Origin of the sequence: Dorea sp. AF36-15AT (assembly GCF_003477705.1) — a bacterium.
Lineage (GTDB): Bacteria > Bacillota > Clostridia > Lachnospirales > Lachnospiraceae > Claveliimonas > Claveliimonas ammoniilytica.
This window is the reverse complement of record NZ_QUDV01000013.1, coordinates 15,084-34,840: the sequence shown is the minus strand read 5'-3', so window position 1 is coordinate 34,840 and position 19,757 is coordinate 15,084. Positions and strand designations below refer to the sequence as shown.

Sequence of the window (19,757 nt, the reverse complement as noted above, 5' to 3'; positions counted from 1 at the left end):
GTCAGATATGTACCTTGAAAACCGCATACAAGAAATATGATAAGATTTTTAAATATCTTAATCAAGACATCCGAGGTAATTGTTATAAACAGAGTAATGTAGTAATGATTACACACTTGAGAAAACAAGTAAAAACAAACCTAGAACCAACGCATGTAACGCTATACATGTGTGGATGTTGGAACAACCCGTTTCCAATATCTAGTTGGTTATGCTAATAAGAGCGCAGGGTGGATGCCTTGGCACTAAGAGCCGATGAAAGACGTGATAAGCTGCGAAAAGCTTCGGGGAGGAGCAAATATCCAATGATCCGGAGATATCTGAATGGGGAAACCCACTTGAGCAAACCTCAAGTATCCATACGCCAATCCATAACGTATGGAGGGGAACCCGGTGAACTGAAACATCTAAGTAGCCGGAGGAAGAGAAAACAACATGTGATTCTGGAAGTAGCGGCGAGCGAAACCGGAAGAGCCCAAACCAGCGTGCGTGCATGCTGGGGTTCGGACCGCATAATTGATTGATGAGTCTAGCAGAATGGTTTTGGGAAAGCCAGCCAGAGAGGGTGAAAGCCCCGTAAGCAAAAGGCGAGTCAGCATGGCGGTATCCAGAGTAGATCGAGACACGAGAAACCTTGATTGAATGAGCGGGGACCACCCCGTAAGGCTAAATACTCCTTAGTGACCGATAGCGCATAGTACTGTGAAGGAAAGGTGAAAAGGACCCCGGGAGGGGAGTGAAAAAGAACCTGAAACCCTGTGTTTACAAGCTGTGGAACATCCATATGAGATGAACCGCGTACTTTTTGTAGAACGGTCCGGCGAGTTACGCTGGCTGGCGAGGTTAAGTTCTGAAGGAACGGAGCCGAAGGGAAACCAAGTCTTAATAGGGCGAGTAGTCAGTCGGAGTAGACCCGAAACCGGGTGATCTATCCATGTCCAGGTTGAAGTTGCCGTAAAAGGCAATGGAGGACCGAACCCACATCCGTTGAAAAGGGTGGGGATGAGGTGTGGATAGGGGAGAAATTCCAATCGAACCCGGAGATAGCTGGTTCTCCTCGAAATAGCTTTAGGGCTAGCCTCATGAGAGTCTTGCGGAGGTAGAGCACTGAATTTCCTAGGGGGCGTCAAAGCTTACCGAAGAATATCAAACTCCGAATGCCGCGTAGATGATTCATGGGAGTCAGACTGCACGAGATAAGTTGGGTAGTCAAAAGGGAAAGAGCCCAGACCTGCAGCTAAGGTCCCAAAATGTGTGTTAAGTGGAAAAGGATGTGGGATTTCAAAGACAACCAGGATGTTGGCTTAGAAGCAGCCATACATTAAAAGAGTGCGTAATAGCTCACTGGTCGAGAGGTCCTGCGCCGAAAATGTCCGGGGCTGAAACACACTACCGAAGCTCAGGAATCAACGTAGTTGATTGGTAGAGGAGCATTGCATACGGGAAGAAGCAGTACCGGAAGGAGCTGTGGACTGTATGGAAGAGAGAATGCCGGAATGAGTAGCGAGAGGAAGGTGAGAATCCTTCCGGCCGAATATCTAAGGTTTCCAGAGTAAAGCTGATCTGCTCTGGGTAAGTCGGGACCTAAGGCGAGGTCGAAAGACGTAGTCGATGGACAACAGGTTGAAATTCCTGTACTACGGTAATACAGAACTGTGGGGACGCAGTAAGAGAGCACAACCGGGAATGGAAAAACCGGGGCAAGCGAGGTAGGAGTTACGTTGGCAAATCCGCGTAACAATCCGAAGACGTGATGCGTACCGAACTAAGAGTAGGGAAGAGTGTGAGCTAACTGCCAAGAAAAGCCGCTATTGTTGTTACCGTACCCGTACCGTAAACCGACACAGGTGGATGAGGAGAGAATCCTAAGGCCGACGGGAGAAGCATTGTTAAGGAACTCGGCAAAATGACTCCGTAACTTCGGGAGAAGGAGTGCCTGGGAGACCAGGCCGCAGAGAATTGGCCCAAGCAACTGTTTAGCAAAAACACAGGTCTATGCAAAACCGAAAGGTGAGGTATATGGGCTGACGCCTGCCCGGTGCTGGAAGGTTAAGGGGAGAGGTTAGCGCAAGCGAAGCTTTGAACTTAAGCCCCAGTAAACGGCGGCCGTAACTATAACGGTCCTAAGGTAGCGAAATTCCTTGTCGGGTAAGTTCCGACCCGCACGAAAGGCGTAATGATTTGGGCACTGTCTCAACAATGCACCCGGTGAAATTGAAATACCAGTGAAGATGCTGGTTACCTGCGCCAGGACGGAAAGACCCCATGGAGCTTTACTCCAGCTTGATACTGGGATTCGGTATTGCATGTACAGGATAGGTGGGAGACTAGGAAATGGTAACGCCAGTTGCCATGGAGTCGCTGTTGGGATACCACCCTTGTGGTACTGGATTTCTAACCTGCGCCCGTGAACCGGGCGGGGGACAATGTCAGGTGGGGAGTTTGACTGGGGCGGTCGCCTCCGAAAGGGTATCGGAGGCGCTCAAAGGTTCCCTCAGAATGGTTGGAAACCATTCGAAGAGTGCAAAGGCAGAAGGGAGCTTGACTGCGACACCGACGGGTGGAGCAGGTACGAAAGTAGGACTTAGTGATCCGGTGGTATAAAGTGGGATTGCCATCGCTCAACGGATAAAAGCTACCCTGGGGATAACAGGCTTATCACTCCCAAGAGTTCACATCGACGGAGTGGTTTGGCACCTCGATGTCGGCTCATCGCATCCTGGGGCTGAAGTAGGTCCCAAGGGTTGGGCTGTTCGCCCATTAAAGCGGTACGCGAGCTGGGTTCAGAACGTCGTGAGACAGTTCGGTCCCTATCCGGCGTGGGCGTAGGATATTTGAGAGGAGCTGTCCTTAGTACGAGAGGACCGGGATGGACTGGCCGCTGGTGTATCTGTTGTTCTACCAAGAGCATGGCAGAGTAGCCAAGCCGGGAAGGGATAAACGCTGAAGGCATCTAAGCGTGAAGCCCCCCTCAAGATGAGATATCCCAACGTAAGTTGTAAGACCCCTTGAAGACGACGAGGTAGATAGGTCAGAGGTGGAAGTGTGGTAACACATGTAGCTGACTGATACTAATCGGTCGAGGGCATAACCAAGACGGAGATAGGTAAGAAGATGTAGAGTTTCTTGTATGCAGTTTTGAAGGTACATATTAATTGAATATTCCTCGATAGCTCAATGGTAGAGCACACGGCTGTTAACCGTGGGGTTGTTGGTTCGAGCCCAACTCGGGGAGTTATAAACCTGTAGAAGCGTAAGTTTTTACAGGTTTTTTGTATATGAAAAGCTCCGGTCAAATGATGCTTACCACGCATTGGAATGTGTGGATGGGCTTATTAAGACCGGAGCTACAGGTACAAATGTAAATGACGTAGCAGTTGTTCTGATCAAAAGATAAAGAAGAAAAATCGCTGGTCAGTTAAAAGAAATTCACAGCTACATTTTCGATAAAGAATACGACGACACAACAAAGCGCTGCAATCCCCATCATATTCATACCGTGCCAGGCTGCCACTACACCTACAATCAGTGCGAGAATGCCGGCAATCGGAAGCTGTGGTGCGGTAATAATGGCTGGAAATGTCATAACAGCCAGTGTTGCGTATGGTACATAGTAGAGGAAAGAGCGGAGAAATGGATTCTGTATCTTTCCTTTTATTAGTGTGAGCGGAATTACCCGGATCAACGTAGACACCAGTGCCGCTACGAGTATGTATAAATAAATATTGTGTGTCATGGTCTATGCTTCCTCCTGCGTAATATCAGTATCGGCGGGCTCATTTTCTTTAGGTATAGGGAAGAAGAATGCTGCAAGTCCGGATATGATGATTGTGATTACACTTATTTTCATACTGTCAGATACATTGTTCAGCTGCGGAATCTTCGATACGATATAGCTGATCAGGAAACCTGCAATAACGATACCACCAACAACCTTGTCCTTTTTGGAAGGTGGAATGATGATCGCTAAGAACATGCCATACAGTGCTACACTTAGTGCGCTGACAATAGAAACCGGAAGGATATTACCGGCAACAATTCCAAGCGCGGTTCCAACTGACCATGCCGGCAGAGCAATGAATATAGCTCCGTAGGAATACCAGGGATTCAGATTACCTGCACGTGAAATGGAAATGCCAAAGATTTCGTCTGTTATACCGAAGCCTACCATAAAACGGTGAAGCAAAGGTGTGTTGGCGTTGAATTTTTGACTCAGTGCACAGCTCATTAGCAGGTAACGGATATTGGTAATCAGAATGACAAAAGCCATTTCCACATAAGGAGCATTTGCCATGATTACAGTAAATTCTGCGTATTCGCCAGCAGAAGCATGATTAAGAAGACTGGAGAGAAATCCCTGAATCGGACTTAATCCGGCACGTCTGGCAACAATACCAAGTGAAAAAGCTACTGCAAAATATCCAAGAGCAATCGGAATACCATCACGCACACCGTTGAAAAATGCATTTTTATTACGATTCATGATTATGACTCCATTCGATATGTCTTATAGCTGTTTCCATCCAGGTCTTTCCAGGTGAACAGACCGTCTTCCAACATCATGTAGCTGTGTGCACTTCCATTTTTGGGAATGGATACAGAACCAGGATTTAGATAAATGCGTTCGTCAAATTCTTCGGATACAGGTACATGCGTGTGCCCATGGAGCAGAATATCACCTTTTTTCAGCATTGGAGGAGTCTCCATATTATAATGATGACCATGGGTGGCAAAGATCATGTGTCCTTTTTCATATAAAATGCAGTAGTCTGCAAGGATTGGAAAATCCAGAACCATCTGGTCAACTTCGGTATCGCAGTTGCCACGCACACAGAGAATCTCTTCTTTGTGTGTATTCAGCAGAAGGATGACGTCCTTTGGGGCGTAACCCTTTGGCAGATCATTGCGCGGACCATGGTAAAGAATGTCTCCAAGAAGAAGGAGTTTATCCGGATTCTCTTCATCATAACGATTAAGAAGCTGTTCCAGATAATAAGCACTTCCGTGAATGTCAGATGCAATCATTATTTTCATTAGTATACCTCTCTTATAAATGACTTATATATGTGACAATGTGAATTGTCGGTATCTTTTAGTATAGTCTTTTGCAGCAACAGAATCAAGTGTGCAGATTATGCTCTTGCATTGAAGACTGGTATCAATTAAACTATTACATGGATAAATCGAAAAGGAGAAGAAAAATGGTAAAACTGATTGTTACAGATGTGGATGATACATTAGTGCCGGAAGCGGGAAGTGAGATCAATCCGGAATATTATGATATAATTCGTGAATGTAGAAAAAGAGGCATTATCTTTGGCGTGGCAAGCGGAAGACAGAAGCCTTGTGTAAGGAAGCTGTTTGAACCTGTGTTAGATGAGATTTTTATCCTGGCAGATAATGGTACAGATATCTGGAGCAGTCAATATCAGACATCGATGAAATTACCATATGAGCTATATACAGAATTGATTGATGACATACATGAGCTGGAAGGCTATTCTATTATGGCGTGTAAGCCAGACATTGCTTATTTCGAATATGGTCATGAAAAGTATTTTGAACATATGAAGACGTATCCGTATGTAGGAGAATATACGGATGATATGCGTGGCATAAAAGATATCTGTAAGATATCGGTATGGCGAGAGGAAGGAATTGATCCGGCTGTGGAACGGTGCATGCAGGAAAAATGGTCAGACGTCATGGAAGTATGTATGGCGGGAGAGTGTTTTCTGGACTTTATGGCAAAAGGCTGTAACAAAGGAAAAGCGTTGTCTATTATGCAGGGGCATTATGGTATTGGCAGAGAAGATACAGTAGCATTCGGTAATGCAGATAATGACATTCCGATGCTCCAGAATGCAGCGCATAGTTATGCTGTTGCAGCGGCGAGCACAAGATTAAAGGAGACGGCTTCGCAGGTAATCGGAGAAATGAAAGACGATGCGGTATTGAAGAAGCTTCGAGAGATCCTGAACATTGCAGGATAAGAGTAATACAGAAAAGAGTGGTTGATATGAATACAGAGAATGCACAGACAAAAAAGAAATATACGCATGAAGAATTGCATGAGCTGGGAATTGCACACGAGCACAGTCACGAACACTCGCATGATCATCCGCACGATCATGATGGGGAGCATAGCCACGAGCATGGACATGGAGAACATGGACATCATCATGTGCACAGTGAGAAAGAAAAGAAAGCAGTTGTGAACCGTCTTGCCAAAGCTATCGGTCATCTGGAAGCTGTGAAACGTATGGTGGAAAGAGATGCAGATTGCAGTGAGGTCCTTATTCAGCTTGCAGCAGTGCGTTCTGCAATTAATAATACAGGTAAGGTAGTGTTAAAGAACCATATGAATCACTGCATTGTAGAAGCAGTTAAAGAGCATGATATGGAAGCAATCGAGCAGTTAAATAAAGCTATCGATCAATTTATGAAATAGTTTCATATAAAGAGCAGAAAGCTCTGAAAACAGTTATAAGTAGGAAATTGTTTTTAGGGCTTTCTCTGCTCCAATATGATATAAAAGAGATAACGTCGTTGTCTCTTATTTGCTATCAATAAGATTAAAATACAGAAGAACAGAAGAAAAATGTCCGGTTAGATTATTTTGATGTCATATAATTAGAACATATGACATAGATTAAAGGAGGATATGGGAGAATGTCGGATTTAATTACGATACAGAATTTTTGTGACAGAAATACTTCAGAGCCGATGATATGCAGCTTTGAGACAGAGACCATCTCAACTCCGACATCGCCGATTCTGCATTCTATGGCTCGTATATGGTTAATCAATGAAGGGGAAGCAGTAGTCTTGATTAATAATAAAGAATACTGTTTAAAAAAAGGCTGCTGTGTAGGCATTTTGCCGTGGCAGATTACAGAAGTGATTGAGGTAAAGAAGCCGATTACGTTCTATCTGGTTGTATATTATTACGATAATGTTAATGAGATTATTAAGACATTTTATAATCCCGGGAGTATAGAGATGTCGATATTGCACAGAATTACAGCACATCCGATGATAGAGCTACATGACAGGGCATATCAGCAGATGCAGATACTGTTTATGCAGTTAGAAGATGAAGTGCATGAGATGTATACAGCAGACGAAGTAGAGGAGAACGAAGAAGACAGAGCATTAAGGAACTTGTTTATTACAAATAAGTTGGTTGAGATTATGCTTGTGCTGATGCGCTATGAGAAAAAAACGAAAAAGAAGTGGGAGACGATTGATGCCAGTGAAATTTTTCTGTATCTGTATTCACATCTTAATGAACGGATAACATTGGAACAGCTTTCACATAAATTCTATATGAGCGAATCCGCAATCGGAACTTATATTAAAAAGACGACGGGATTATCATTCTTTGATCTGATAAATGAGATGAGGATCGGACGAACAATGAATTACCTACTATATACGGATCTTACGCTGGAAGAACTGGCAGAGATACTGGGATTTGTAGACGGTGCACATATCAGCAAAGTATTCAAGGCAAGAACTGGCATGAAGGTCAGCGAATATAGAAAAACCTATCAGAGGATTGGAGATCAGTGTCGTATCAGTGATCGAAAAGTATATTATGAGATTGTGGCATATATTTACAGACATTATGCAGAAGATTTGAAAGGCAGTGATCTGAGCAGAAAATTTGGTGTGACAATGAAGAATCTGAATCGTATTTTGCTGTATCAGGTAGAAATGACCTTTCATGGATATTTGAATTATATCCGGGTAAACAAAGCGTCGGAGTTGCTCCTGACAACGGATAAAACTATTTTAGATATTGCATTGGAAGTTGGATACAATACGGAAAAAACATTGTCCCGTAATTTTATCATGATTCGTCATATCACGCCGGGAAAATTCCGTACAAATATGCGTTTTCAAGGGATCGAAAATATTTAACAGACGAAAGAAGCATTTTCTTGAGGTTCAATGTGAAAACGAAATATGATAAGATAAACGGAAGGCAGGAAATTACAAATGAATGTGAAAGATTTACTTGAACAGGTGAAAAATGGAACAATAGAGATAGAGGAAGCGGAGAAGCATTTGCGGAAGCAGCCGTATGAAGAAATGGGCTATGCCAAGCTGGATTCGCACAGGGAGATCCGCTCCGGTTTTCCGGAAGTTGTGTATTGCAGTGGTAAGCCGGATGAATTTCTGGCATCCATTTATCAGAAATTGTATGATGAAAATGGAGAAGTATTCGGAACACGGGCAAGTGAGCATCAGTATGAGATTGTAAAACAGGTGCTTCCGCAGGTCGTGTATGATCCGATTTCTCATATTTTGAAAATCGAAAAAGAAGATAAGGAACATATTGGTAAAATCGCAATCTGCAGTGCAGGTACTGCGGATATCCCGGTAGCAGAAGAGGCAGCTCAGACAGCAGAATTTTTTGGTGCAAATGTAGATCGGATTTACGATGTGGGTGTCAGCGGTGTGCATAGATTATTAGCGCAGCTTGATACCGTTCAGGAGGCGAACTGTGTTGTGGCAGTGGCTGGCATGGAAGGCGCACTGGCAAGCGTAGTTGGCGGACTGGTGAGTAATCCGGTGATCGCAGTGCCGACTTCGGTCGGCTATGGTGCAAGTATGCACGGATTATCGGCGCTTCTTACTATGATCAATTCCTGTGCAAATGGAATTGCTGTGGTAAATATTGATAACGGATATGGAGCCGGATATATGGCAACACAGATCAACCGGCTTGCAGTAAAATAAAGGTTATAGGTGGACAGGATGAATAGACAGTTATATTTGGAATGCTATTCCGGCATCAGCGGTGATATGACGGTTGCAGCACTGCTGGATCTGGGGGCAGACGAGCAGATATTAAGAAAAGCACTTGCAAGCCTTCCGGTGGGAGGCTTTGAGATAGCAGTTACAAGAAAAGTAAAGTCAGGATTAGATGTCTGTGATTTTGATGTGATATTGGATGCGGAACATGAGAACCATGACCATGATATGGAGTATCTGCATGGGCATGATCATCAGCACACACATGACCATGAGCATGTACACGAGGATGGAAGTGTACACACACACGAGCATCACCACCATGACCACAGTCACGAGCATCATCACGATCATGGACATCATCATGAGCACCGAGGGCTTCATGAAATCTTACATATTATTGAGCATGCAGATATGACAGAACGTGCAAAGGAGACTGCTGTCCGTATTTTCCAGATACTTGCGGAAGCGGAATCAAAGGCACACGGCGTACCGGCAGATCAGGTACATTTCCATGAGGTAGGAGCAGTAGATTCTATTGTAGATATTCTTGCAGTGGCAGTATGTCTGGATAATCTGGATATCACGGAAGTGATTGTACCGTTTCTGTGTGAAGGTCAGGGCTCTATTCGCTGTCAGCATGGCATTATTCCAGTACCGGTTCCGGCGGTAGTTAATATCGCACAGGCACATGGACTAACTTTGAAGCCGACAGGTGTGCAGGGAGAACTGGTGACACCGACAGGAGCTGCGATTGTGGCAGCAGTACGTACATCAGACAAGTTACCGCAGGCCTGTCGTATTGTAAAGATTGGAATGGGTGCAGGAAAAAGAGAATATGAGGGTACCGGTATATTGAGAGCAATGCTGCTGGAAAGTGGAAGTGCGGAAGCGGCAGATACAATATGGCGTCTCGAGAGCAATCTGGACGATTGCAGTGGAGAAGTCCTTGGTTTTGTGATGGATGAACTTTTTGCTGCAGGTGCAAGGGATGTATATTATACACCTATTTATATGAAAAAGAACCGTCCGGCGGTTCAGATTAATATAATCTGCCGGGAGCAGGATGTTGATAAATTGCAGAATATATTGTTCTGTAACACTACGACAATTGGCGTGCGCAGGTGTCGTATGGAGCGCACAATACTTCCGAGGGAAATCAGACAGATAGATACACCATATGGAAAAGTACAGGTTAAGGTATGCCGGATCGGAGAAGAAATCCGAGCGTATCCGGAATATGACAGTGTGGTGGAACTCTGCAAAACGCATAATATGTCATTTCAGAAGGCATGGCGCATAGCAAGTGCAGCAACGGATACTGTGGAGAAATAAACTTAAAAAGAACAGGATTCGTATATGGTCACTATGACAGACAATGATGGCAGGAGGATAGGTGACATGACGTATGAAGAGAAGAAACAAAAACTACAGGAACAGATGCTTGTATATGCACAGGGAGATATGTTGGTTGCATTTTCAGGAGGAGTAGACAGTAGTCTGATCCTGAAGCTTGCGGTGCAGGCAGCTGCGAAAACTGGACATCAGGTATATGGTATTATGATGCATACGATGCTCCATCCGATGGGAGAAGTAGAGGATGCGAGGGTAACAGCAGAGCAGATTGGAGCAGAATTCCGGGTGCTTGAGATTGATGAACTGAAAGGTGCGGATATTCTGGATAATCCGGTGGATCGTTGCTATCGCTGTAAGAAATATCTGTTTCGTAATCTGATAGAAGAGGGCGAGAAACTTGGCGTGTCTGTTATGATGGAAGGAACTAATGAGGATGACCTGCATGTATATCGCCCGGGTCTTCGGGCAATTCGTGAACTTGGCATCCACAGTCCATTAGCGGAAGCAGGAATGACGAAAGCAGAGGTCAGAAAGCTGGCGGGAGAGCTTGGCGTATCCGTATCGAATAAGCCGTCTATGCCATGTCTTGCAACCAGATTCCCGTATGGAACACGTATTTCGTATGAGGCTATGAGAAAGGTTGACGAGGGAGAAGTATTTATCAGAAGTCTGGGTTTCTACAATGTGCGTCTGCGCATTCATAATGATGTTGCAAGAATTGAAGTGGATGTGAACGAGATGCCTCATTTGTTGGAGCATTGCGAGCAGATTGTTGCGAAATTAAAAAATCTGGGCTATGATTACATTACAGTGGATCTGGAAGGCTTCCGATCCGGAAGCATGGATCTTCATGTAAAGAAATAACTGCAAAGAGGAACGACAGCAAAGGAGGAAATATGATGAACAAATTTGAAATGCCAGAGTACAGACATCCGGATTTTAGTCAGGAAATGTTTGTAAATGCACCAAGTGTAAAGTATGAAGCAGCGGAGAAGGATGGCGTTGCGCCGGAGAATTTTCACAGCACATCCATGTATCCAGAATATTTTAAAATAGACGGAGAGTGGAAGCTCGCAGAAGAAAGTCGTATGGACTCCTGTGTCGTGTATTGCGAGGATGGACATCTGGCAGTTGTAGAGGCACGGAACCTGAAAAAGGGTGACCGTGTAATCACAGGCAGAACAGAACGTTGTGAGGAAGGCATCTATATGCACTGTCATGGTTTTGAAGAGCCGGGAGCAAAGCTTGATGATCAGTTTGTATTCCGTCAGGGAAGAAGCCGTGAGACCTCTTATGCAAGAGATTATGATAAGTTATTTGAATTGTTAAAATATGAAAAGGAGAATGGCGGAAATGTAGTCTGGGTAATGGGACCGGCATTTGCATTTGATGCGGATGCAAGAGCAGCTATGCAGGCATTGATTGAGAATGGATATGCGCAGGGCGTGCTGGCGGGCAATGCACTTGCAACACATGATCTGGAAGGGGCACTTCTGCATACAGCGCTGGGACAGGACATTTATACGCAGGAGTCACAGCCAAATGGACATTATAATCATCTGGATGTGCTGAATAAGGTAAGAAGAAGCGGATCTATCCCGCAGTTTATTGAGGACTATAAGCTAGATGATGGCATTATCTGTAGCTGCGTTAAGCATAATGTTCCATTCGTGCTGGCAGGTTCCATCCGTGATGACGGACCGCTACCGGAAGTAATCGGCAATGTCTATGATGCGGCAGATGCTATGCGAGGACTGGTGCGTAACGCAACGACGGTGATCTGTATGGCGACCATGCTTCATACTATAGCAACCGGTAATATGACACCGTCATTCCGAATGCTCGAGGACGGCACAATTCGTCCGGTGTATCTGTATACGATCGATATCGATGAATTTGTGGTAAATAAATTACTGGATCGGGGAAGTCTGAGTGCGACTACGATGGTAACAAATGTGCAGGATTTTATTACACTGGTGGCAAAAGGTTTGGGTGTGCAGTAGAACAGATAAAACCAGAAAGAAAATCAACAGAAGTGCCAAAAGCAATACAAAAAGGAGATGCAGCTCGTGCCGCATCTCCTTTTATAAGCTATTTATAATAGCCTTCCTGAACGAGCACCTGCTCGTCCCAGGCTGCCTGAACCAGGACTTGTTTACTTACATACCTGCAAGTCGTGTGCAAGCCTGATCATCCGCCATTGGCATCTTTGTGTACCTGGAATTCACCGGCTGAACCAAATTCGGCACCACAGTAATTGCAGACAACTACTTTGACAGTATTATATACAGCGTCATGATGAATGGTCTGATAAACCGGAGGCACCCATACCTTCTGCGGTGGTGGCGCAGGGGCAGGTGTGTTTCCGGAGTTGTCGGAACTTCCGGCATTGTTATTGGATGAAGCAGTATCTGAAGCAGAATTCTCAGAGCCTTTTTTCTCCGAGGACTTTTCATTCTTGCCATCGTTCTCAGAATCTTTTGGTGCTTCTGCTACTTCTTCCTTGTCTTCTTTATCACTTTCTTCTATATCTTCCTTATCAGCCTCTTCCTTATCTTCTTTTTTCTTCTCTGTCTTTTTGGTCTTCTTTGTTTGAACTGTGTTAGCATCCTTAGAATCGGAGTCCTGCTGCGTTATGGTATCTTCAACGGGTTCAATGCCGTAAGCAGCCCGAATTGACGGAAGGGAAAAACCTGAGATCAAAAAACAGATCAGAGTAATGGCAATTACTATTTTTTCTTTTTGATGTTTGATTGGATAAGAAAACCGATCTTTGAACTTTGTAATAATCTTCATATTATAAATCCTCATACAAATTTGTACAATAATTTGATACCAACAAATGCGCCGCCGAATAATGCAATCATAAATACCCAGCCGGACAAAGACAGGGATGCAGTTGCCATAAAGAAAGCGGTAATGTTACATCCACCGGCAATGCATGCGCCATAGCCCATGAGAGAACCACCGATCACGGACTTGATTACCTGTTGTCTGGAATGGATCTTTCGGAAGTTAAACTGAGAACTGAATAATACAGAAATCAGGGATCCAACTAATAATCCTAAATTACGCAGGTTCGAGCCTGCGGCTACTTCGATAGAAGCCTTGCAATTTAGAAAATCTTTAATAGTGCCAGTGAACAGATTCTTAGTACAGCCCTCGATCCAGTAAAAAGCACCGGATACTGACCATTGAGACTTGAGAAGGATAATGTGTATGACACTTAAAATGCCCAGGCATATTGCTCCTTTTAGATAAGCAGTATTCTCATTGGCAGCAGGCTGCGTATCTCTCTTAACTGCTATTATATAGAAAGTCATCAAAATTGCAATATGAATGCCGACACCAAGTCCCCAGCCGAATCGTTCCGGGAAGAATATAGAGGGCGATTGCTGAACAAGTGGAGCCCATAGCTGATCGTAATGGGTATTACCCAATGTATATCCGAGTACTACGAATATGAATGTAATGAAGTGAACAGAATAACCTTCACCCATTCGAATAAACATGCCGGAACAGCAACAACCTGCAAGTTCCATGCCAATACCGAATATAAATGCTCCAAGAACCAGAGGAATACTTACAGCTGCAACTCCCAGAGTGTCGTACATACCGCCAGACAGGTACTTGATTGCCGATATTCCGAAGGAGGCAATCAGGATAGCAATTAATATAGATCGAAACTGATCGGTAGACTGGGATAGAATCGGATCACTTGCAGCGGATACAAAGCATACATGAGACCGCTGTAATATGATTCCAAATCCTAATCCGAATAACCAGTAGTACATTAGATTGTGGCTGAATGTAAGCAGCAGTAAACCAGTTGCCGCCGAAAGCACAAGCAGTAAAAAAGCTGTAGACTTCTGAGTTAAAAACTTCATAATAAAATCTCCTGTATTTTCTTATATATAGTATATAATTTCACAAATGGAGCCAAAATGCAAGTTTTATATCGTGCAATACACACTATAGATAATATCAATAAATACATAATATATATAAAAATTACCAATTATCAAAAAAGTGAAATAAATGTTATGCTAAAGATATTAATGGAGTGTCGAGAACAGGAGGTAAATGAAGTGAAAAAGAAACGACTTATAGCACTTATTCTCTGTCTGTGCATGGTCTTTTCCAGTGCGCTGTCTGTATCAGCAGCCGAAATAAGCGGAACAGATGCAGATACAGAAGTGACTCAGGAAGTTGAGAAGACTGGAGATGACAAACAGTCGGAGGATGTAACAGAAGAAGACAAAACGGAACCGGTCGCAGAACCGGGTACAGTTGATGCAGCTGAAGAGCCGACTGCTCAGGGAGCAGACGAGATAGATGCTTCTGTATGGAAGGTAGAAGACTTTACATACACTTATTATGAGAAGCGTCTGTATGGTTGCGATTATTCCAGAGACTTTACAATCAAAGGATCTGCGATTGCAGGATTTTCAGAATCAGGTCTTGCTAAGTTAGAGAAGAACAAAGATCTGGTGCTTCCGGCTACAGATGATGAAGGAGATGCGGTAGTAGGTGTAGCACCAAGCGCATTTGCAAAAAAGGGACTTACATCTGTACAATTTCCTACCGGAATGATGGTGGACTATAATGATACAGTTACGAATGGAAAGGTAACAAAGAGAGGTAACTTTGTAATTGGTGAAAATGCATTTTCAGGCAATGAACTTACTTCCGTTACTCTTCCGGAAGGTGTGATCGCATGTCTGTCTAATTCATTTATGGGCAATAAGATTACAACTGTAAAATTACCAAAGACAATCTGGTGGCTGGAAACACAGTCTTTTGGAAGGAATCTTATCACGACTGTTAATTTCCCGACTACCTGTGATTTCCAGTTGGAAATGCACGGTATGGCATTTGCCAATAACTTAATTACGTCTGTAAGACTGCCGGATTATACAGAAGTTGTTAATAAAGACAGCTTTTTCTGGAATCCGGGAAAAGAACCATTGGCAAATGAGGCACCGGACAAATATAAGTCATATAAGGGAGCAGATGGAAAAACACATACCGCAGGTATCGTATATATGTATGCGGATAATGCAGAGTTTGAGGTAAAAGACAGAATCCATCATGATAAGAAAGAGACAGAATCACAGCACTCATGGGTACAGAGACTGATCATCAATGACGGTTCTGAGGAAACAGAAAACCCGGATCTTCCATGGAATGTTAATGACTTTACCTTTGAAGGACAGACTGTAACTGGCTTGTCTGAATCAGGTATTGCAAAAAGAGCAACAAATAAAGATCTGGTTATCCCGGATTTTACCAGTGAAGGTACGTATGTGACTGCAATCGCAGATGCGAAAGCTGGCGGCAACGGACTTTTTGCATCGGCAACAGAAGGATTTGATACAGTATATCTTCCGGTTGGATTGCAGAAAGTGGGATCCTTCGCATTCCAGGCAAATGGATTGAAAGAAGTAACATTCCCATCTAAACTTGCTGAAATTGGAGCAACAGCATTTCAGAATAATAATCTTACAAGCGTTATCCTGCCGGATACAGTAACAACTCTTGGAAACGGAGCATTTGCAACAAATCCGAGTCTGGAAAGAATCAATCTTTCTAAGGGATTGACTGAGATCCCAGATGCAGCATTTGGCTGCAGTGATGCAAAGCATTATATGACTAATCTGAAAAGTATTGTGATTCCGGAAGGAATTACCAAGATTGGCAGAAATGCTTTTGCGGGCAATAATTTTTCTGCAATCAACATTCCGTCAACGGTGACAGAGATTGGAGCTTATGCATTTTCGACCAAGGAATATCTGACAGATCCATGTACATTGACACTTCCGGAAGGCCTGACAACTATTGGAAGCTATGCATTCAGAAACAAAGTAGTTGCAGAAGTAATGCTTCCGACCACAGTAAAGAAACTTAATAAAAATACTTTTGAGAAAACACAGTCTGATGTAATTACAAAAGTATATGTAACATCGAAAGAACAATATGAAGATACCAAGAACTTCCCAGTAGGTACTGGACACAAGCTGTACTTAAAAGATGATTCAGTATGGACTGCTGATGATTTTACTTATGGAGAAGAGAGCTTCGGTCTGTGGCCGGCAGATGCCTATCAATCAACAAAGAACTTTACTGTTCATGTAGTGACTGGATTCTCTGATCAAGGTAAGGAGAAGATTAAAGTCAATAAGAATCTGGTGATTCCGGCAAAAGACGCAAATGGCAAAAAAATTCAGGGTATCGGAACCGGTGCATTTCAAAGAAAGGCTACCGGAGAAGAGGATTTACAAATAGAAACATTAACTCTTCCGGAGAATGTCAAAGCTTCTTGTGAACCATCGACATGGCAGGAGGTTCAGGGACTGAATGAGCGTGGCGACTTCTTTATCGGCGCAAGTGCTTTTATGAGAAATAAGCTGGCAACCTTAGATCTTCCGGAAGGTGTGATTTATGTAGGGGGTAATTCTTTTAAATATAATGGGCTTACATCTGTCAAATTCCCGAAGACGATTATGCAGGTTGCAAGCCAGGCATTTGGAAACAATGAAATTACAGTTTTAGATTTTCCTGAGAAAACGGACTATCCGTTCCAGGTAGATGGAGGAGCGTTTGGTGTTAACAAGATCACATCGGTTCAGCTTCCTGCCAATACAAGCAAATTAGATAAAAATACATTTGTTAATAAGAATAATGTGGTAGTGGATGTATATATCGATTCAGAAACACTTGGAGCATTTGTAGCTGATGAGACAACTTCTAAGTATCACAGAATCATTAAGAAAGCTATTCCTGAAGAACAGGCACCGTGGGGTGTGAAGGACTTCACATATGATGAGGCCGGAACAACCATTACCGGTCTTGCTGATTCAGGTAAAGCTAAGATTAAGAATAATCCGAATCTGATTCTTCCAAAAGAAGGACCAAATGGAGAAGCAATTACGGCATTAGGAGCCGGAGCAAATAACCAGGGTATTTTTGTTGTAAGTGCAGACGATAAGAACTACACACCGGCAAGCGTATCGCTTCCGACTACGTTGAAGACGATTGGTAATTGTGCATTTGCACTGAATGGAACTTTGACCTATGAGAGCGCAATGACTTCTATTACATTCCCAGAGGGATTAGAAGAAATTGGAGCGACAGCATTCCAGAACTCCAAACTGACAGCTGTTTCAATTCCGGATAGTGTAACTACTATGGGGAATGCAACATTTACCGGAAGTCAGGAACTACAGGTAATTAAACTGTCTGCTAATGTAAAAGATATTCCGGCAAGTGCATTTATGAACGGTGGAACTTCATTGTCTAAGTTTGGTACTCTGGTAGTTCCGGAAGGCGTTGTTACTATCGGAAAGAGTGCTTTCGCAGGCAGACATGTCGAAGAAGTTGTACTGCCAAGTACATTAGAGACAATTGGAGATCAGGCATTTGAGAATCATCAATTGACCAAACTTACATTACCGACAAATGTTAAGACAATTGGAAAACGAGCATTTCGAGTATTTCAGAAAGGACTTGAGCATAAGCTTTCTACTGTAAGTTTGAATGAAGGATTGGAAACAATCGGACAGGAAGCTTTTGTCGGAAGCGTTATTACAGAAGTGGAGCTTCCAAGTACTGTGACTTTGTCTCATGCAAATAAATCAGTTGATTTAATCTTTGGAACATCAAAAGCGGCGGCAAGTCCGATCGTTACAGTTAAAGTGGCTGATAAGACAAAAGCACAGGAGTGGAATACAACTCTTGCAAATCAAAAATCACATATAGTTGTATATGATAAGCTTGTTGGTTCGGGCTGGACATTGGATGATTTCACATACGATGGAACAACCATCACAGGATGGTCTGAAAGCGGACAGCTTAAGAGACAGACGATCAGAACACTGGTGCTTCCGGATCAGACACCTGACAGACAGGATATTACTGCAATCGGTGAAGCTGCATTTAAGATTCCGGATGCAGAAGTAGAGATAACCAAATTCGGTGTCAATTCTCCAAATGGTATGACATCTGTTGTACTTCCGGAAAAGGCTACTGTGATTGGTAAAGAAGCTTTCTCTCAGAATGCGTTGGTTAGAGTTGATTTTACAGGTATCACATCGATTGGAGGATCCGCATTCTATGGCAATGATCTGGTAGAGGCAATTCTTCCGGATACAGTAACAGAACTTGGAGACGGAGCATTCTCAGCTAATGATATTACAGAAGTAAGACTGTCAAGCGGAGTAACCGTAATCCCGGCAGGAGCGTTCTCTATGAATATCCGTCTGGATCATGTGACGATTCCGAATACTGTAACAGAGATCGGACAGACTGCATTTGCAGGAGCAAGACTGACATCTCTGGAGATCCCGAATTCTGTAACTAAGATTGGTATGAAAGCATTCCACTTACATCACCTTTCAAGCCTGGTTATTCCTGGAAGTGTAAAAGAGATTGGTGAGTCTGCATTTGAAGGAACTTACAAAGCTACTACATTAAAGACTCTGGTTCTTGAAGAGGGTGTAGAAAGCATTGGTAAGTTTGCATTCAAAGAAGCATTGCTTGAGACAGTTGCATTCCCGAACTCTATTACTACAGTTGGCGCACAGCCTTTCCGTAATAACAAAGGAAAAGACGGAAGCCATGTTGTAGAGGTTACAACGACAAATAAAGAACATAGAAAACTTACAGACGATACTTATGTAATCAACTATACTGGTAAGATCGGCTTGGATGAAGTAGAAGATAAGGTGACAGTAGAATTTGATAAGGCTGATTATACTGGCAAAGAGATCAAACCGACAGTAACGATCGAAGGTCTGAAGGAAGGTACAGATTTTGAAGTATCTTATACAGATAATGTAGAGCTTGGTGTTGGACATGTGATTATTAAAGGTATTGGTAAGTACGAGGGTACACTGAATAAGACATTTAAGATTGTAGCTTCTGATAAGGCTAACGTTGTAGTGAAACCGTCTGCTCCATCTACAAAAGCAGATGACTTCGATAAGGACAGCATCAAGAAGGATGTGCTGACTGATGAAGAAAAAGCACAGGTTGAGGCTGGAGAAAAGGCTAATGTATATCTGGAAGTTACCAAGTTAGAAGAATCGGCTGTACCGGCAGAGGATATTGTAAAAACCAATGCAAAAGCAGCTGAGATCGAAGGTATCAAGAAGGGATTATATCTGGATATCTCTATGTGGAAAGTAATCGGTGACAGTGAACCTGAGAAAGTTACAGGTGCTGAACTGTCTAAGAAAGTGAAGATATCTGTAGAACTTCCAGAGAATCTGATCGCACCAAAAGGTAAGACAAGAACTTACTATGTAATCCGTGTTCATGACGGAGTCGCAGAGATTCTTCCTACAACACTGAATGGAAAGACCATTACATTTGAGACAGACAGATTCTCTACCTATTCTATCTGGTATACAGAGCAGGATGTAAAGGGAACTGCTGGAGGAACAGGTGATAAGGGTAATGGTGGAGCTGGAACAACAGATGGCAAGAATGATGGTAATAATAAGAAACCGGCAGATGCAAAGAAAGCAGCTAAGACTGGTGATTATAACCACATTGGACTGCTGTGTCTGCTCCTTGCAATGAGTGTAGTAGTTACAGGCGGAACCGTTGTGTACAAGAGAAGAAAGAACAGATAAGAT

General features: G+C 43.2%; 13 protein-coding genes, 1 tRNA gene, 1 rRNA gene and 1 pseudogene. 11 read left to right on the top strand and 5 right to left on the bottom strand.

From position 1 onward, the window contains the following. The first annotated feature begins 207 nt into the window (after positions 1 to 207). From DWZ93_RS13955 to DWZ93_RS15300, 3 genes and pseudogenes are all read left to right on the top strand, one after another. Positions 208 to 3,095: ribosomal RNA gene (locus tag DWZ93_RS13955) — 23S ribosomal RNA — on the top strand. A 68-nt stretch (positions 3,096 to 3,163) separates the two neighbouring features. Beyond that, positions 3,164 to 3,235 (top strand) — tRNA-Asn (locus tag DWZ93_RS13950). 51 nt (positions 3,236 to 3,286) lie between these two features. Then, positions 3,287 to 3,397 (top strand): annotated as a pseudogene (locus tag DWZ93_RS15300) (hypothetical protein); the annotation flags it as partial. Between the two features lie 21 nt (positions 3,398 to 3,418). Here DWZ93_RS15300 and DWZ93_RS13940 read toward each other — a convergent pair. The 3 genes from DWZ93_RS13940 to yfcE are packed head-to-tail and all read right to left on the bottom strand — an operon-like array spanning position 3,419 to position 5,034. Next, on the bottom strand, positions 3,419 to 3,736 hold the full coding sequence (locus DWZ93_RS13940; RefSeq protein WP_118453301.1) for an AzlD domain-containing protein: 318 nt from the start codon (positions 3,734 to 3,736) through the stop codon (positions 3,419 to 3,421). A gap of 3 nt (positions 3,737 to 3,739) precedes the next feature. Then, the gene (locus DWZ93_RS13935; RefSeq protein ID WP_118384584.1) at positions 3,740 to 4,483 is read right to left on the bottom strand and encodes an AzlC family ABC transporter permease; all 744 of its coding nucleotides are present in this window, start codon (positions 4,481 to 4,483) and stop codon (positions 3,740 to 3,742) included. A 2-nt stretch (positions 4,484 to 4,485) separates the two neighbouring features. Next, the gene (yfcE, locus tag DWZ93_RS13930) at positions 4,486 to 5,034 is read right to left on the bottom strand and encodes a phosphodiesterase (RefSeq protein ID WP_118453300.1); all 549 of its coding nucleotides are present in this window, start codon (positions 5,032 to 5,034) and stop codon (positions 4,486 to 4,488) included. A gap of 167 nt (positions 5,035 to 5,201) precedes the next feature. Between yfcE and DWZ93_RS13925 the strand changes: the two genes are divergently transcribed. From DWZ93_RS13925 to DWZ93_RS13895, 7 genes are all read left to right on the top strand, one after another. Then, positions 5,202 to 5,993 (top strand): HAD family hydrolase, encoded by a 792-nt coding sequence (locus DWZ93_RS13925; RefSeq protein ID WP_158574330.1) that lies wholly within the window; start codon positions 5,202 to 5,204, stop codon positions 5,991 to 5,993. Between the two features lie 26 nt (positions 5,994 to 6,019). After that, positions 6,020 to 6,451, top strand: coding sequence for a metal-sensing transcriptional repressor (locus DWZ93_RS13920; RefSeq protein WP_118383567.1), 432 nt, complete (start codon positions 6,020 to 6,022; stop codon positions 6,449 to 6,451). 221 nt (positions 6,452 to 6,672) lie between these two features. Further along, positions 6,673 to 7,926 carry an AraC family transcriptional regulator gene (locus tag DWZ93_RS13915; RefSeq protein WP_118453298.1) on the top strand — a complete coding sequence of 418 codons (1,254 nt, stop codon included), beginning with the start codon at positions 6,673 to 6,675 and terminating at the stop codon, positions 7,924 to 7,926. A 78-nt stretch (positions 7,927 to 8,004) separates the two neighbouring features. Continuing rightward, entirely contained in the window at positions 8,005 to 8,748 is a 744-nt protein-coding gene (gene larB, locus DWZ93_RS13910; RefSeq protein ID WP_118383569.1) for a nickel pincer cofactor biosynthesis protein LarB, read from the top strand. Between the two features lie 18 nt (positions 8,749 to 8,766). Continuing rightward, positions 8,767 to 10,098, top strand: coding sequence for a nickel pincer cofactor biosynthesis protein LarC (gene larC, locus DWZ93_RS13905; protein ID WP_118453297.1), 1,332 nt, complete (start codon positions 8,767 to 8,769; stop codon positions 10,096 to 10,098). A 66-nt stretch (positions 10,099 to 10,164) separates the two neighbouring features. After that, positions 10,165 to 10,983 (top strand): ATP-dependent sacrificial sulfur transferase LarE, encoded by an 819-nt coding sequence (gene larE / locus DWZ93_RS13900; RefSeq protein ID WP_118453296.1) that lies wholly within the window; start codon positions 10,165 to 10,167, stop codon positions 10,981 to 10,983. Between the two features lie 35 nt (positions 10,984 to 11,018). Beyond that, a complete protein-coding gene (locus DWZ93_RS13895) occupies positions 11,019 to 12,122 on the top strand; it encodes an ornithine cyclodeaminase family domain (RefSeq protein WP_118383572.1) in 1,104 nt (367 codons plus the stop codon). A 187-nt stretch (positions 12,123 to 12,309) separates the two neighbouring features. Here the strand turns inward: DWZ93_RS13895 and DWZ93_RS13890 are convergent, their stop codons facing one another. Then, positions 12,310 to 12,915 carry a hypothetical protein gene (locus tag DWZ93_RS13890; protein ID WP_118453295.1) on the bottom strand — a complete coding sequence of 202 codons (606 nt, stop codon included), beginning with the start codon at positions 12,913 to 12,915 and terminating at the stop codon, positions 12,310 to 12,312. An 11-nt stretch (positions 12,916 to 12,926) separates the two neighbouring features. Continuing rightward, positions 12,927 to 14,006, bottom strand: a complete 1,080-nt coding sequence (locus DWZ93_RS13885; protein WP_118453294.1) for a YeeE/YedE family protein — start codon at positions 14,004 to 14,006, stop codon at positions 12,927 to 12,929. Positions 14,007 to 14,207: 201 nt separating this feature from the next. Between DWZ93_RS13885 and DWZ93_RS13880 the strand changes: the two genes are divergently transcribed. Beyond that, positions 14,208 to 19,754, top strand: coding sequence for a leucine-rich repeat protein (locus DWZ93_RS13880; protein ID WP_158574329.1), 5,547 nt, complete (start codon positions 14,208 to 14,210; stop codon positions 19,752 to 19,754). Positions 19,755 to 19,757: the final 3 nt, after the last annotated feature.

What these genes read in the sequence shown, in the direction of transcription:
- DWZ93_RS13940 (WP_118453301.1), bottom strand. Translation starts at nt 3,736, where the DNA reads ATGACACACAATATTTATTTATACATACTCGTAGCGGCACTGGTGTCT.
- DWZ93_RS13935 (WP_118384584.1), bottom strand. Translation starts at nt 4,483, where the DNA reads ATGAATCGTAATAAAAATGCATTTTTCAACGGTGTGCGTGATGGTATT.
- yfcE (WP_118453300.1), bottom strand. Translation starts at nt 5,034, where the DNA reads ATGAAAATAATGATTGCATCTGACATTCACGGAAGTGCTTATTATCTG.
- DWZ93_RS13925 (WP_158574330.1), top strand. Translation starts at nt 5,202, where the DNA reads ATGGTAAAACTGATTGTTACAGATGTGGATGATACATTAGTGCCGGAA.
- DWZ93_RS13920 (WP_118383567.1), top strand. Translation starts at nt 6,020, where the DNA reads ATGAATACAGAGAATGCACAGACAAAAAAGAAATATACGCATGAAGAA.
- DWZ93_RS13915 (WP_118453298.1), top strand. Translation starts at nt 6,673, where the DNA reads ATGTCGGATTTAATTACGATACAGAATTTTTGTGACAGAAATACTTCA.
- larB (WP_118383569.1), top strand. Translation starts at nt 8,005, where the DNA reads ATGAATGTGAAAGATTTACTTGAACAGGTGAAAAATGGAACAATAGAG.
- larC (WP_118453297.1), top strand. Translation starts at nt 8,767, where the DNA reads ATGAATAGACAGTTATATTTGGAATGCTATTCCGGCATCAGCGGTGAT.
- larE (WP_118453296.1), top strand. Translation starts at nt 10,165, where the DNA reads ATGACGTATGAAGAGAAGAAACAAAAACTACAGGAACAGATGCTTGTA.
- DWZ93_RS13895 (WP_118383572.1), top strand. Translation starts at nt 11,019, where the DNA reads ATGAACAAATTTGAAATGCCAGAGTACAGACATCCGGATTTTAGTCAG.
- DWZ93_RS13890 (WP_118453295.1), bottom strand. Translation starts at nt 12,915, where the DNA reads ATGAAGATTATTACAAAGTTCAAAGATCGGTTTTCTTATCCAATCAAA.
- DWZ93_RS13885 (WP_118453294.1), bottom strand. Translation starts at nt 14,006, where the DNA reads ATGAAGTTTTTAACTCAGAAGTCTACAGCTTTTTTACTGCTTGTGCTT.